The sequence below is a fragment of the Cohnella sp. OV330 genome, from assembly GCF_900112065.1.
GTDB lineage: Bacteria > Bacillota > Bacilli > Paenibacillales > Paenibacillaceae > Cohnella.
In genome coordinates this window covers 291,609-306,184 of record NZ_FOKE01000004.1, presented here as the reverse complement: position 1 = coordinate 306,184, position 14,576 = coordinate 291,609, and the positions used below count along the sequence as shown (strand labels likewise).

Below are 14,576 nucleotides of genomic sequence, written 5' to 3'. Positions count from 1 at the left end.
GACTATATGAAGTTGATGCAGCTCTACGCTTCACTCAAATCCGATCTGCAGGCGATCGAGGACGCGCTGGCAAGCAGCGTCGCCAGCGACCTGCCGCTACTGAACGAATCGGCGCTGCACCTGCTGAAGGCGGGAGGCAAGCGCCTGCGTCCGGTGTTCGTGCTGCTGTCGGGCAAGTTCGGCCAATATTCGCTCGACCAGCTCAAGCGCGTCGCCGTGCCGCTCGAGCTTATCCATATGGCGTCGCTCGTGCACGACGACGTGATCGACGACGCGGACACGCGCCGCGGACAGCCGACGGTCAAAGCGAAGTGGGACAACCGCATCGCGATGTTCACCGGCGATTATCTGCACGGCAAGTCGCTCGTCATCGCGACGGAGCTCGCGCAACCCCGCATTCATCAGATTTTGTCCGGCGCGATCGTTCAGATGTGCATCGGAGAGATGGAGCAGATTCGCGATTTTTTCAACACGGAGCAAAGCGTCCGGAATTATTTGTTGCGCATTCGTCGCAAGACCGCGCTGCTCATCGCCATCAGCTGCCAGCTGGGCGCGATGGCGGCGGGCGCGCCGAAAAAGCAGTGCGACATCCTGTACCGGTACGGCTACAACGTCGGCATGCTTTTTCAGATCACGGACGATCTGCTCGATTTGTGCGGCACGGAGAAGGCGATCGGAAAGCCGCCTGGCAGCGATCTGAGGCAGGGCAACATTACGCTGCCCGTGCTCTACGCGCTGCAGGAGCCGGAGCTTCGGGGCAAGCTGCTGGGCGAGATCGCCAGCATTCAGGCCGCGGGAGGGACGGCGGATTCGAGCGCGGCCGTCAAGCTCGTGCGGGGCAGCTCGGGCATTCGGCAGGCCGAGGCGCTGGCCGAACGGTACATGGCCAAGGCGCTTAAGCTGCTCGAAGGCTTGCCGTCCATCCCCGCGCGCAAAAATTTGGCCGATATCGCGAGATTTGTGGCGCAAAGAAGCTATTAATCGGCACGATTGTGGTAAAATGATGGAAATGCCGCGGATGCGCCGGACAGGCCTTTCGTAATACAGGGGGTTGAATGATGGAACGCACGTATCTCATGGTAAAGCCTGACGGCGTCGAACGGGGGCTGATCGGGGAGATCGTCGGCCGCTTCGAGCGCAAGGGATTGAAGCTGATCGCCGCCAAGCTGATGCGGGTAACGCCAGAACTGGCCGAGCGGCATTACGCAGAACATAAGGGCAAGGTCTTCTACGACCGTCTCATTACATTCATTACTTCCGGACCCGTGTTCGCCATGGCATGGGAGGGCGATGACGCCGTGGCGGCCGCCCGCCAGCTGATCGGCAAGACAAGCGGCATCGAGGCCGCTCCGGGGACGATTCGCGGAGATTACGCGATACATACGAATTATAACTTGATTCACGGCTCGGATTCGCACGACAACGCGCTTCGCGAGATCGGCATCTTTTTTGACGAGGATGAGCTTCTCGACTACGAAAAAGTCATTCAAGTTTGGATTTAGGCACTTAGCAAGCGTTACGAAGCGACGGGGAGCATGGGCATGAGCGAACATTTAGCGCGGATGACGCCGGAGGACGAGGATTTCGCCAACTTTATCGCGAATGTCCGCAAGGCGACATCCATCGACCTTTCGCAGTACAAAGAAACGCAGATGCGCAGGCGGCTAACGACGCTGCGCGTCAAAAACGGTTTCGTCGATTTTTCTTCCTATTTTAAAGCGATCATGGACGAACCGCGGCTTCGCAACGAATTTTTGGACCGCATGACGATCAACGTCTCCGAATTTTGGCGCAACCCGAGTCGCTGGAACATGTTGATGGAGCGATTTCTGCCGGACATGATCAAGCGTTCGCCGAAGCTTAAAGTTTGGAGCGCCGCATGCTCGACGGGCGAAGAGCCTTATACGATCGCGATGATCCTCGATCGGCTCGGCGCCCTCGGCCAAGCGACGCTGCTCGCGACCGATATCGACGATGGCGTGCTCGCCAAAGCCAAAAACGGCGTCTACCCCGAGCGCTCGATCCGGGAAGTGCCGAAAGTCATGGCGGAGGCTTACTTCAAAGGCGGAGGCGACGTCTTCGAGGTCGACGACAAGCTGAAGCGCGCCGTCCGTTTCCAGAAGCAAAACTTGCTTTTCGATTCGTTCCAGGACGGCTTCGACCTGATCGTCTGCCGCAACGTCATGATTTACTTCACAGAAGAGGCGAAGCAGCAGCTGTACGAGAAGTTCGCCAAGGCATTGAAGCCCGGAGGCATTCTCTTCGTCGGCAGCACCGAGCAGATTTTCTCGCCCGGCCAATACGGGCTTGAGACGGCCGATACTTTTTTCTACCGCCGCATCGTATGAAGCGGCCTCCGCTGCGCGATACTAGGAGCAATCAAGTGGCAGCGGAGGGAGTCATGGACAAGCGCAAAGCGATCGAAGCCTATCGGAACGGGCTCGTCACGGCGCAGGAATGCGCGCAAATCATGGGGCTAGAGCATCCGTCTCTGCTTAGCCTGGTGCCTGAAGCGGTGCAAGCTCGCCTCGCGGCGAAGGACAAATCCGTCTCGGGCGAAGACAGACGAGACATGGCCGGCTCCCGCGACTGATGAAGCGCCGGGAAGGGCCGCGCCGAATCCCGGTCCGTCCGTATGGGCGGGCTCTTTTCTTGTCAAAAGCTTTAACGCTGTACTATAATAAACAAAAGTATTCGAGGTTGCCGCAAGACTCGGGGAGGAACTCACTTGACACTACGCTACTTAACCGCGGGGGAGACGCACGGCCCGCAGCTTACCGCTATTATCGAAGGGTTGCCGAGCAATCTCGAACTGGATTTCGAGGCGCTTAACTTCCAGCTTCAACGCAGGCAGAAAGGCCACGGCCGCGGACGGCGGATGCAGATCGAGCAGGACACGGCTCAGATCGTGGGCGGCGTTCGCCACGGCCGCACGACCGGCGCGCCGGTCGCGCTCGTCGTCGCCAACAACGACTGGAAGCATTGGACTTCGGTCATGAACGTCGAGCCGATCGAAGGCGGCGACGAAGCCAAGCGGCGCGTGCACCGTCCGCGTCCGGGCCATGCCGACCTGAACGGCGGCATCAAGTACGAGCAGAAGGACCTTCGCAACATTTTGGAGCGTTCCAGCGCGCGGGAGACGGCCGCCAGAGTGGCCGTCGGCGCTGTCGCAAGACAGCTGCTGTCTGAATTCGGGATTCGCGTGGCCGGCCATGTCGTCTCCATCGGCGGGATCAAAGCGCCGCCGCTTCCTGCGGACATCGGCGTGGACGAGCTGATCGAGCGTACGGAGGCTTCCTCCGTACGCGTCATCGACGCCGAGACGGAGCAGCGGATGATCGAGCTGATCGACAAGACCAAGGCGGACGGGGATTCCATCGGCGGCGTCGTCGAATGCATCGTGACGGGCCTGCCGATCGGTCTCGGCAGCCACGTGCAGTGGGATCGCAAGCTCGACGGGCGGATCGCCCAGGCCGTCGTGTCGATCAACGCCTTCAAAGGCGTCGAGATCGGCATCGGCTTCGAGGCGGCCGATCGTCCCGGCTCGCAGGTTCACGACGAGATTTTGTATACCGAAGAAAAAGGCTATCATCGGGCGAGCAACCGTTTGGGCGGCTTCGAAGGCGGCATGACGAACGGCGAGCCGATCGTCGTGCGCGGCGTCATGAAGCCGATCCCTACGTTGTACAAGCCGCTGAAGAGCGTCGACATCGACACGCGCGAGCCTTTTACCGCCCAGGTCGAGCGTTCGGATGCATGCGCGGTGCCGGCGGCAAGCGTCGTGATGGAGAATGTGGTCGTCTGGGAAGTCGCCAAAGCGTTTCTTGAAAAGTTCGGCGGGGATTCCATGGAAGAGATCCGCGCGAACTACGAGAATTATATGAAGCAGACGAGGGCCTATTAAATGGCCGCCGCAGGAGAAGTCCGCGAGCTGACCGTCGATCTTGGCGAACGCTCGTATCCGATCTATATCGGGTCCGGCCTGCACGCGAAGTCCGGCGAATACTTTAAGCGGCTGGGCTTGCCTGCAGGCTCGCCGCTGCTGCTCGTCACCGACGCGTCCGTCAAGGGCTTATACGCGGACAACATCAAGGAATCCCTGCAGGAAGCGGGCTACCAGGTGACCGTGTCCGTCGTGCCTTCGGGCGAATCGTCCAAGTCGCTTGCGCAGCTTGACGCGCTCGTCGCCGATGCGCTAACGGGCGGACTCGACCGCAAATCGACGGTCGTCGCGCTGGGCGGCGGCGTCGTAGGCGATCTGGCAGGTTTCCTCGCGGCCGTCTACATGCGCGGCGTTCGCTTCGTGCAGATGCCGACGACGATACTCGCGCACGACAGCAGCGTCGGCGGCAAGACGGCGGTCAACCACAGCCTCGCGAAGAACATCATCGGCGCCTTCCATCAGCCCGAAGCGGTGCTGTACGATCTGGACGCGCTCGTAAGCCTGCCTGCCCGGGAAGTCCGGTCCGGCTTGTCCGAGGTGATCAAGCACGGCCTCATCTGGGATGCCTCGTTCGTGGACTGGTGCGAGAGCAACGCGGAGCGACTGCTCGCGCTCGAGCCCGACGCGCTCGGATACGCGCTCTATGAAGGCTGCAAGGTCAAGTCGATCGTCGTCTCCAGGGACGAGCGGGAAAACGATCTTCGCGCGATCCTCAATCTCGGCCATACGATCGGGCATGCGCTCGAGGCCGCGGCCGGCTACGGCGAGCTGCTGCACGGCGAAGCGATCGCGATCGGCATGGTCGGCTCCGCGCGTCTCGCGGCGCGATTCGGCTATGGCGAAGAGATCGCCAATCGAACGGAAGCGATCTTCCGCAAGTTCGGACTGCCGGTTCGCATACCTGCCCACCTTGACGCCGCCGAGATCATGAAGGCGATGCAGCACGACAAAAAGTTCAGCGAAGGCAGCATGGTATTCGTCGTGCCGACGTCGATCGGCAGCGTCGAGATTAGACGCGACGTAAGCGCTGCATGGGTAAGAGAGATCGTCGATGGGTTGACAGAGGAGGCTTGAAGCGCATGAGCATGAGAGGCATTCGAGGCGCCATTACGGTGGACGCCAATGAAGCAGCACCTATATTAGAAGCGACGATCGAGCTGCTGGACGCGATCGTAGAAGAGAACGGCACGCACCCCGAGGACATCTGCAGCGTATTCATTACGGTGACGCCGGATTTGGACGCGACGTTCCCGGCGAGCGCGATTCGGAGAATGGCCGGCTGGGAACTCGTGCCGTTGATGTGTTCGGTGGAGATTCCCGTCAAAGGCGGGCTTGAGCGCTGTATCCGGCTCATGGTCCACGTGAATACGGATGCGACGCAAGCGGAGATCCGCCATGTCTATCTCGGCGAAGCGGTCAAGCTCCGGCCGGATCTGTCGTCCGCCCGTTGACGCCCGCCCTCCGGCGATGCTATAGTAGAAACATTACTTGGCGCAGAACCGTCGGCCGGAGGGACGACGACTTACGCGCGGGTGAGACGAGCAGAGATGAGATGAGCGGAGCGGCCGGATACGGTTCCTTGCGGATCGTGAAGTCGGCATAGGCAGCGAGCGGACCGGGACATACGTCCGGGCGATTGCGCGTCTACATATCCCTTATCTATGATGTCACCTCTGCGGTCGCAGAGGTGATTTTTGCGTTTACAAGGCTCGTGCTTCAATCGCCGGCATCAGAGCCGGCGCATCGGCGGGTCCGCACCGGTTGCGGATTTGGAGAGGGGAGATACAAGAGATGGAACAGCAGCGCGGGAAAGAACTTCAGGAGGTTATTCGGCTGTCAGGCGCCTATAATGTCATTCCGGTCGTCAGAAGGTTGATGGCGGATACGGAGACGCCGATTCGCGTCTTCCAGCAGCTCGGCCAGGGGGGGCGCGCCTTCTTGCTCGAAAGCGTGGAGGGCGGCATCAAATGGGCGAGATATTCGTTCATCGGCACGGATCCGTTCATGGTGCTTCGGCTGAAAACGAACAAGGTGACGATCGAGCAGGGAGGACGCGAGGAGACGTTCGAGACGACGGATCCGCTGAAGCTCCTGCGAGAGCGACTCCGGGGCTATCGCAGTCCCGCGCTGCCTGATCTTCCGCCGTTTACGGGCGGCGCGATCGGTTTTTTCGGTTACGACCTGCTGCAGTATTACGAGCGCAGGCTGCCGGCGCATCGCGAGGACGACCTGAACATGGACGACATGCACTTCATGTTCTGCGACCGCATCGTCGTTTTCGACCACTTCAAGCAGCAGGTGCTCGTCATCGGCAACGTGCATGTGACGGACGGCGCAACCGAAGAAGAGATCGAACGAGAATACGATAAGGTTTCCGCGAGCATGGACGATACGATCGCGCGCATGCGTCAGCCGCTGCCGCCATCGGCTCCCGCCGTGGGTACGCCGCCCGTCGATCCCGAACTCGGGGATGTCAGGTCTAACCTGACCAAAGAGCAGTTCATCGCGAACGTGGGCCAAGCGAAAGAATACATCAGGGCGGGCGATATCTTCCAAGTCGTGCTCTCCCAGCGCTTCCACATCGAGACCGAGGTCGATCCGCTTCAAGTATACCGGATGCTGAGGACGATGAACCCGTCGCCGTACATGTACATGCTGAAACTGGGCGACGAGGTAATCGTAGGCGCCTCGCCCGAGCTGCTCGTCAAGGTCGACGGCGACCGCGTCGAGACTCGGCCGATCGCGGGCACGCGTCCGAGAGGCCGCACGCCCGAAGAAGACGCCGCCCTCGCCCAGGAGCTGCTCGCGGACGAGAAGGAACGCGCGGAGCATGTCATGCTGGTCGATCTGGGCCGCAACGACCTGGGGCGCGTCTCCGAATTCGGCACGGTGCGGTGCGATTCGTACATGGAGATCGAGCGGTACTCGCACGTCATGCACATCGTGTCCAACGTCACGGGCAAGCTCGCTCCGGACAAAACGTTTTTCGACGCGTTCCTGTCCTGCCTGCCGGCAGGCACCGTGTCCGGCGCGCCGAAGCTGCGCGCGATGGAGATCATCTCCGAGCTGGAGCGCGAGGCGCGGGGCGCGTACGCGGGCGCCATCGGCTACTTCGGCTTCTCCGGCAACATGGATACGTGCATCACGATCCGCACGATCGTGTTCAAGGGCGGCAAAGCCTACGTGCAAGCGGGAGCGGGGATCGTATGGGATTCCGTGCCGGAGAGCGAATATGAAGAGACGGTCAATAAGGCCAAGGGCTGCCTCAAGGCGATCCGCGCCGCTGAAGCGATGTTCCCTCCGCCGGCGAAGACGAAGCAGGGCAGGCTGATCGTCATGGCGGGCGACCGCGGCACGAATCTGGACTACGATTGATCGGCTCAAACTATAGCTCGGGAGGGTATGACGATGACGGTAATAGACGCGAATATCACGATGCCGCAAGCGATGGCGAAGCTCATGGCCGGCCACGATCTGCTGAAGGAAGAAGCGCACGGCGTGATGAGCCTCATCATGCGGGGCGAAGCGACGCCCGCGCAGATCGGCGCGGCGATGGTCGCGCTCCGGCTCAAGGGCGAGAGCATCGAAGAAATCACCGGCTTCGCGGAGGCGCTGCGGGACTTCGGAAGCAAGGTGGCGGCTCCTCACGAGGACCTGCTGGACACGTGCGGCACGGGCGGCTCGGGCATTCATAAATTCAATATTTCCACCTCGTCGGCGATCGTCGCCGCGGCCGCGGGCGCGAGAGTGGCGAAGCACGGCAACCGCGCGATGAGCGGCAAAGCCGGAAGCGCGGACGTGCTCGAGGCGCTCGGCGTTAACATTCAGTTGACGGCGGAGCAAGCCGCGGCTTGCCTGCGCGATACGGGCATCACGTTCATGTTCGCCCAGCTGTACCATCCGGCCTTGAAGCACGCTGCGGGCCCCCGCAAGGAGCTCGGCGTCCGCACGATCTTCAATATGCTCGGGCCGCTCGCGAATCCGGCGGGCGCCGATCGTCAGCTGATGGGCTTGTACGACAGGACCAAGACCGATGTCGTCGCCGCCGTGCTCGGCAGGCTCGGGTTGAAGCGCGCGATGGTCGTCGGCAGCCATGACGGACTCGACGAGATCAGCCTGTCCGCGCCGACGCAAGTATCGGAGCTGAAGGACGGCGTCGTCACGACTTACGATATTACGCCAGAAGACCTGGGCCTTACGACGCTGCCGCTCGGGGAGCTGATCGGCGGCGACGCGACCGAAAACGCCGACATCGTGCGCCGCATTCTGGCCGGGGAGCGCGGGGCCTACCGCGACGTCGTTCTGGCTAACGCCGGCGCCTGCATTTATGTAGCCGGTCGGGCGGACAGCCTGGCGGAGGGCGTCAAGCTCGCTGCGGAGACGATCGACTCGGGCGCAGCGAACGCGAAGCTGGCGGAATGGATTCAGCGGACGGAGGAACTCGGACATGTTTCTTGAGCGGATCGTAGCGACTAAGAAAGAAGAAGCGGCGGCGTTGAAGTCTTCGATGAACTTAAGCGTCGCGGAGCGCGAGATCGCGAGCCTGCCCGCTTGCCTGGGCTTCGAAGCGACGCTTCAGGCGGGCCGCCGCCGCCGTCCGGTCGGACTGATCGCCGAGGTGAAGAAGGCGAGCCCCTCCAAGGGGCTCATCCGGCCCGACTTTCATCCGGTCGAGCTGGCCAAAGCCTATGAAGCGGCCGGCACGGATTGCATCTCGGTACTGACCGACGTTCAGTATTTTCAAGGCAGCAACGATTATTTGCGCGGCGTCCGCGAAGGCGTGAACGTCCCGCTGCTGCGCAAAGACTTTACGATCGACGAGCGTCAAATCTACGAAGCGCGGCTCATCGGCGCCGACGCGATCCTGCTCATCGCGGCCATATTGGACAAGCGTCAGCTCGACGCCTATCATCGGCTCGCGCGCGACATCGGGCTGGACGTGCTCGTCGAGGTTCACGACCGTCCCGAGCTCGAGACGGTGCTCGAAGTCGGGCTCGCGACGCTCATCGGCGTAAACAATCGCAATCTGCACACGTTCGAGACCGACCTGTCGGTAACGGAGCAGCTGATCGCGCTCATGCCGAAAGGCGTCACGGCCGTCAGCGAGAGCGCGATCGCTTCGCAGGACGATATCGCGTTCGTCGGCCAAGCGGGCGCGCAAGCCGTCCTCGTCGGCGAGCACTTCATGCGGCAGCCGGACGTCGGCGCGGCGATCGAAGGCTTGCTCGGTCCCGTCGTCAAGACCGGAGCCGCAGGATGAGCGGTACGGACGAAAAAAATCGGACGCCGCTGGATGACGCGAATTCTTCCGAGCGTCCGGCGGTAAAAATCTGCGGTATCATGCAAGCGGAGACGCTTGCATCGATGGACGGCCTCCCCGTCGACTACATCGGCTTCATTTTCGCGCCGAAGAGCCGGCGATACGTGACGCCGGAGCTGGCGGGCGAGCTGATCCGCGCGTCGCGCGAATCCGGCATGGCCGGAGGTCGTCCGCCGCTTGCCGTCGGCGTGTTCGTCGATCCGACGATCGAGGCGCTAGAAGCCGCCCTCGCGGCAGCGCCGCTGGACGTCGTACAGCTGCACGGCAAAGGGGAAACGCCGGATTTTTGCCGGGAGGTCGGCCGTCGCTTTAACGTAGAAGTATGGCGCGCGCTGTCCGCTGGAGGCGAGGACGGAGCATCGGGCGGATTTGCGGCCGAAGGCGAAGCGGCTTATAGCGGACCCGCGCGGCTGGCAGCCTACGCCGGCGCCGTATCTGCCGTGCTGATCGACACGGCCGGCGGCGGCACGGGACGCGCCTTTCCATGGGAAGTGATTCCGGCCTACGAGCGGGCGGCCAAGGCTGCGGGCATTCGTTTGTTCGTGGCGGGCGGCCTGGATCCGGACAACGTAAGGGAATTGTTGTCGGCCTACAAGCCTGACGGCGTTGACATTTCAAGCGGCGTCGAGACGAACGGCGTCAAGGACGCGACTAAAATCGCCGCATTCGCGGAAAGGGTGAAGCAGCAATCATGACGACGACTCAAGTGCCGGACGCTTACGGCCGATTCGGCACCTTCGGCGGGCGGTACGTGCCCGAGACGCTGATGAACGCGCTGTACGAGCTGGAGGAAGCATACAACCGCTACAAGGACGATCCCGATTTTCTGGCGGAAGTCCGTTATTTGCTCAAGCAATATTCGGGACGTCCGACGCCGCTGTACTACGCGGAGCGCCTCACCGAGCATCTCGGGGGAGCCAAGATCTATCTGAAGCGCGAGGACCTGAACCATACCGGCGCCCACAAGATCAACAATACGATCGGTCAAGCGGTGCTGGCGAAGCGGATGGGCAAAAAGAAAATCATCGCCGAGACGGGCGCTGGCCAGCATGGCGTCGCTTCCGCGACGGTCGCCGCGCTGCTCGGCCTCGAATGCAAGGTGTTCATGGGCGAGGAGGACACGAAGCGTCAGGCGCTGAACGTTTTCCGCATGAAGCTGCTCGGCGCCGAGGTCGTACCCGTTACCTCGGGCACCCGTACGCTGAAGGACGCCTGCAACGAGACGCTGCGCTACTGGGTCAGCCACGTCGACGACACGTATTACATTCTCGGATCGGTTACGGGCCCGCATCCTTATCCGATGATGGTTCGGGATTTCCAGCGCGTCATCGGCCTCGAGACGAAGGACCAGATTCTCGAAGCGGAAGGCAGGCTGCCCGATGTCATCGTCGCGGCTGTCGGCGGCGGCAGCAATGCGATGGGCATTTTCCATCCGTTCGTGGCAGATACGTCCGTACGCTTGATCGGCGTCGAAGCGGCAGGCCGCGGCGTCGATACGGATAAGCACGCCGCGACGATGACCAAGGGGACGCCGGGCGTATTCCAGGGATCGATGAGCTACGTGCTTCAAGACGAAGGCGGACAAGTGCAAGAAGCGCATTCGATCTCCGCGGGTCTCGACTATCCGGGCATCGGGCCGGAGCACGCCTACCTGAAGGATATCAAGCGCGCGGAATACGTGCCGATCACGGACGCGGAGGCGCTAGACGCCCTGCAGCTGCTGTCCCGCAAGGAAGGCATCATCCCGGCGCTCGAATCGGCGCATGCCGTGGCGCATACGCTGAAGCTGGCGCCTACGCTTCCTAAGGAACAGACGGTCGTCATCAACCTGTCAGGGCGCGGGGATAAAGACGTCGAGTCGATTATCGGATATTTGGGAGGGGATCTGCCATGAGCACGGCTACGGCGAACGCCATCGACACCGTATTCGCGGAGCTTTCCGCGCGGGGAGAGACGGCTCTTATTCCTTTTCTGACGATGGGCGATCCCGACCTCGACACCTCGGTCAAGCTCATCGCCGCCGCAGAAGCGGCGGGCGCGCATATGATCGAGCTCGGCGTGCCCTATTCGGATCCGCTGGCCGACGGCCCCGTCATCCAGCGCGCCTCCGAGCGGGCGCTCCGCCGCCGGATCTCGCTGACCGACTGCATCGGCGTCGCGAGCAAGGCGCGCGCGGCAGGCGTACGGATGCCGTTCATTTTGTTTACTTACTTCAACCCGGCGCTGCAGCTTGGACTCGAGCGGTTTTTCGGCCTGCTGCAGGAGCACGGCTTCAGCGGGGTCATCATCCCCGACCTGCCGCTCGAAGAGGACGCGGAGGTGCGCGGGATCGCGGAGCGGACGGGCGTCCATCTCATCCCGCTCGTGGCGCCGACGTCCGAGGCGCGCGTCGAACGGATCGCTTCCAAGGCGAAGGGCTTCGTCTATTGCGTGTCGTCGCTCGGCGTGACCGGCGTGCGGTCCGATTTTCACGCGGGCATCGACCGGTTTTTGGCGACGGTTCGCCGCGCGTCCAGCGTGCCGATCTGCGTCGGCTTCGGCATCTCCTCGCGCGAGCAGGCGGAGCGATTCGCCGGCGTGGCCGACGGCGTTATCGTCGGCAGCGCGATCGTGCGCCAGGTGGAAGCGTCGCTGCCGCCGGAAGCGCTAGGCGATACCGGATTGACGGAGGCCGGGCTCGCTGCGGTACAGGCGTTTATCGCGGATTTGAAGCCGCGCAAACCCGAGAAAGCCTAGCAGGGAAGCGAGCGGACGCCGGCAGCTAGCAGACGGATGCGTGGGGACGGGAAAAGGCAGCGAGCGGCAGGCGCTCGCTTGAAAGCTTTGCATCTGTACAGCGACATAGAGATATGTCACAATAGAGGCATGTTGTTCTTGGGACGGAGCGGACAATCGCTCCGTCCTTTATGATGAAGCCAGGGAGGAAACCATCCTATGCAGCCCAAACCGAATATCGTCGATTTGCCCGTCTATCAACCCGGCAAGCCGATCGAAGAAGTAAAGCGCGAGCTTGGCCTCGACGAGGTCATCAAGCTGGCTTCCAACGAAAATCCTTTCGGCAGCTCGCCGAAGGCGGCGGACGCGATTCGCCGCGAGATTGAGCAAATCAGCATTTATCCGGACGGCGCGGCCGTCGCGCTGACGAACGCGATCGCGACGCGTACGGGCGTGAACGCCGATCAAATTATATTCGGCGCCGGCTCCGACGAGATTATATTGATGATCGCGCGCGCTTACCTGCAGCCGGGCGACGAGACGGTCATGGCCGTCGAGACGTTTCCTCAGTACAAGCACAACGTCACGATCGAAAACGGTGTCAGCGTAGAAGTGCCGCTCGCTGACGGCAAGCACGATCTGCTGGCGATGCTGGCCAAAGTCAACGACAAGACGAAGATCGTTTGGATCTGCAATCCGAACAATCCGACGGGCACGATCGTGAGCGACGAAGAGCTGACGGCGTTCCTCGACCAAGTGCCGGACCGCGTCCTCGTCGTATTGGACGAGGCCTATTGCGAATATGTGGAGGATCCGTCCTATTCGGACGGCCTGGCGCTGCTGAAGCGCTATCCAAACCTCATCCTGCTGCGCACGTTCTCGAAAATCTACGGGCTTGCCTCGCTTCGCATCGGCTACGGCATCGGGGCGCCGGGCTTGATCCGTTCGATCAACCAGGTGCGCGAGCCGTTTAATACGTCGAGATTCGGCCAGGCGGCAGCGCTCGCTTCGCTGAACGACGACGAATTTCTCGAGAAATGCCGCACGGCCAACCGCGAGGGGCTCGTATTCCTTCGCGCGGCGTTCGACAGGCTGGGGCTCGACTACTTCCCCGCGCACGGCAACTTTATCATGGTCGACGTAAAGCGTCCTTCTTCTGAAGTGTTCGAAGCGCTGCTGCGCAAGGGCGTCATCATCCGGGCCGGCCAGCGCGGCTATCCGACGCGCATCCGCATCACAGTAGGCAGCGCCGAGCAGAACGCGAAGGTCGCGGAAGCGCTTGAAGCCGTTTTGCAGGAAATCGGGGTGCAAGCGTAGGGTATGATCGAAGGCAAAGCCGTTCACGAAACGTCGCAAACGACACCTAACGGAAAAGCCCCGCTCCGGATCGCCATCTTCGGCGTCGGATTGATCGGCGGTTCGCTGGCGCTATGCTGGAAGGGCAAGCCGGGGCTTACCATCGTCGGCCATTCGGTGAACGCGGCATCGGTCGACAAATATTTGGCGCTCGGCGTCGTGGACGAAGCGACGACGTCGGTCGAAGCGGCGGCGGCGGACGCAGACGTCATCGTGCTGTGCGTTCCGGTAGGCATGCTCGACGATTATTTGAAGCGGCTGTCCGAGCTGCCGCTGAAGCCCGGATGCATCATTACGGACGTCGGCAGCACCAAGGCTTCCGTCGTGAGGTATGCGGAGAGCCTCAAGTTGAAAGGCGCGGTGTTCATCGGCGGCCATCCGATGGCCGGATCGGAGCGATCCGGCGTCGAAGCCGCTACGCCTGATCTATACGAAAACGCGTTCTATGTACTTACGCCGTCGTCGGGCACGCCGACTGAGGCGATCGAGCGGCTCGAAGAGCTGCTTCGCTGGACGCGCGCCAATATCGTCAAGATCGAGGCGGGCCTCCACGACGACATCGTCGGCGCGATCAGTCATCTGCCGCATATTATCGCGGTCGCGTTGGTCAACCAGATCGCGGGCTACAATGAATCCAACGACTTATATCGACGCCTGGCAGCCGGCGGATTCCGCGACATTACGCGGATCGCTTCCAGCGATCCATACATATGGCGGGACATTTTGCTCGGCAATCGCGACGTCCTGCTCAAGCTGCTCGCCGACTGGCGCGGCGAGATCGCCGCGTTCGAACGGCTGCTCGAGGATCGTGAAGGTGCCGGCATCGTCGAGCGGTTCAGCGGCGCAGGCCGGTTTCGCGACAATCTGCCCGAACGGCGCAAGGGCATGATCACTTCGCTGCATGAATGCTATGTCGACGTGCCCGATCAGCCGGGCATCGTCGGACGGATCGCGACGGAGCTCGGGCAGGCCCGCATCAATCTCAGCAATTTGCACATTATCGAGAGCAGGGAAGACGTGCCCGGGGTGCTTCGTTTATCCTTCCGCCACGGCGAAGATCTTGAGCGCGCCGTCGAGCTTCTCCGAACGCTCCAATACTCGGTTTATTTTTAGCTTCGAATTGCCGCAGGGTCCTACAAGATCCTGCGGTTTTTATTTTTAATAAAAAAATGAAAACGCTTATTGACAATATGAAAACGGATACATATAATAAAAGTACAGTATGGTTTCTCTCCACTCCTA

The 14,576-nt window shown here is 61.7% G+C and carries 15 protein-coding genes; all 15 read left to right on the top strand.

Annotation, left to right across the window (positions count from 1 at the left end):
• Positions 1 to 6: 6 nt before the first annotated feature.
• The 15 genes from BM235_RS11295 (at position 7) to BM235_RS11225 (ending at position 14,447) form a co-directional block, all read left to right on the top strand.
• Positions 7 to 981, top strand: a complete 975-nt coding sequence (locus BM235_RS11295; RefSeq protein WP_090112841.1) for a polyprenyl synthetase family protein — start codon at positions 7 to 9, stop codon at positions 979 to 981.
• A 77-nt stretch (positions 982 to 1,058) separates the two neighbouring features.
• Entirely contained in the window at positions 1,059 to 1,502 is a 444-nt protein-coding gene (gene ndk, locus BM235_RS11290) for a nucleoside-diphosphate kinase (RefSeq protein ID WP_090112839.1), read from the top strand.
• Between the two features lie 33 nt (positions 1,503 to 1,535).
• On the top strand, positions 1,536 to 2,348 hold the full coding sequence (locus BM235_RS11285) for a CheR family methyltransferase (protein WP_090112830.1): 813 nt from the start codon (positions 1,536 to 1,538) through the stop codon (positions 2,346 to 2,348).
• Between the two features lie 35 nt (positions 2,349 to 2,383).
• Positions 2,384 to 2,593: a hypothetical protein gene (locus tag BM235_RS11280; protein WP_255374315.1), complete on the top strand. Its 210-nt coding sequence runs from the start codon at positions 2,384 to 2,386 to the stop codon at positions 2,591 to 2,593.
• A gap of 135 nt (positions 2,594 to 2,728) precedes the next feature.
• Complete coding sequence (aroC, locus tag BM235_RS11275; RefSeq protein ID WP_090112825.1) at positions 2,729 to 3,904, top strand: chorismate synthase; 1,176 nt, start codon at positions 2,729 to 2,731, stop codon at positions 3,902 to 3,904.
• Positions 3,905 to 5,017 (top strand): 3-dehydroquinate synthase, encoded by a 1,113-nt coding sequence (gene aroB / locus BM235_RS11270; protein WP_090112823.1) that lies wholly within the window; start codon positions 3,905 to 3,907, stop codon positions 5,015 to 5,017.
• Positions 5,018 to 5,022: 5 nt separating this feature from the next.
• Positions 5,023 to 5,394, top strand: a complete 372-nt coding sequence (aroH, locus tag BM235_RS11265) for a chorismate mutase (protein ID WP_090112821.1) — start codon at positions 5,023 to 5,025, stop codon at positions 5,392 to 5,394.
• 340 nt (positions 5,395 to 5,734) lie between these two features.
• Positions 5,735 to 7,318, top strand: a complete 1,584-nt coding sequence (gene trpE, locus BM235_RS11260; protein WP_090112819.1) for an anthranilate synthase component I — start codon at positions 5,735 to 5,737, stop codon at positions 7,316 to 7,318.
• A 33-nt stretch (positions 7,319 to 7,351) separates the two neighbouring features.
• Positions 7,352 to 8,401 (top strand): anthranilate phosphoribosyltransferase, encoded by a 1,050-nt coding sequence (gene trpD / locus BM235_RS11255; RefSeq protein WP_090112817.1) that lies wholly within the window; start codon positions 7,352 to 7,354, stop codon positions 8,399 to 8,401.
• A complete protein-coding gene (gene trpC / locus BM235_RS11250; protein ID WP_090112815.1) occupies positions 8,391 to 9,203 on the top strand; it encodes an indole-3-glycerol phosphate synthase TrpC in 813 nt (270 codons plus the stop codon). Before trpD ends, trpC begins: the two co-directional genes overlap by 11 nt.
• Positions 9,200 to 9,958, top strand: coding sequence for a phosphoribosylanthranilate isomerase (locus tag BM235_RS11245; RefSeq protein WP_090112814.1), 759 nt, complete (start codon positions 9,200 to 9,202; stop codon positions 9,956 to 9,958). The genes trpC and BM235_RS11245 overlap by 4 nt, the downstream gene beginning before the upstream one ends.
• Positions 9,955 to 11,157 carry a tryptophan synthase subunit beta gene (gene trpB / locus BM235_RS11240; RefSeq protein WP_090112813.1) on the top strand — a complete coding sequence of 401 codons (1,203 nt, stop codon included), beginning with the start codon at positions 9,955 to 9,957 and terminating at the stop codon, positions 11,155 to 11,157. Before BM235_RS11245 ends, trpB begins: the two co-directional genes overlap by 4 nt.
• Complete coding sequence (gene trpA, locus BM235_RS11235; protein ID WP_090112811.1) at positions 11,154 to 11,999, top strand: tryptophan synthase subunit alpha; 846 nt, start codon at positions 11,154 to 11,156, stop codon at positions 11,997 to 11,999. Before trpB ends, trpA begins: the two co-directional genes overlap by 4 nt.
• Before the next feature lie 198 nt (positions 12,000 to 12,197).
• On the top strand, positions 12,198 to 13,295 hold the full coding sequence (gene hisC, locus BM235_RS11230) for a histidinol-phosphate transaminase (protein ID WP_090112802.1): 1,098 nt from the start codon (positions 12,198 to 12,200) through the stop codon (positions 13,293 to 13,295).
• Between the two features lie 3 nt (positions 13,296 to 13,298).
• On the top strand, positions 13,299 to 14,447 hold the full coding sequence (locus BM235_RS11225) for a prephenate dehydrogenase (RefSeq protein ID WP_090112801.1): 1,149 nt from the start codon (positions 13,299 to 13,301) through the stop codon (positions 14,445 to 14,447).
• Positions 14,448 to 14,576 lie beyond the last annotated feature (129 nt).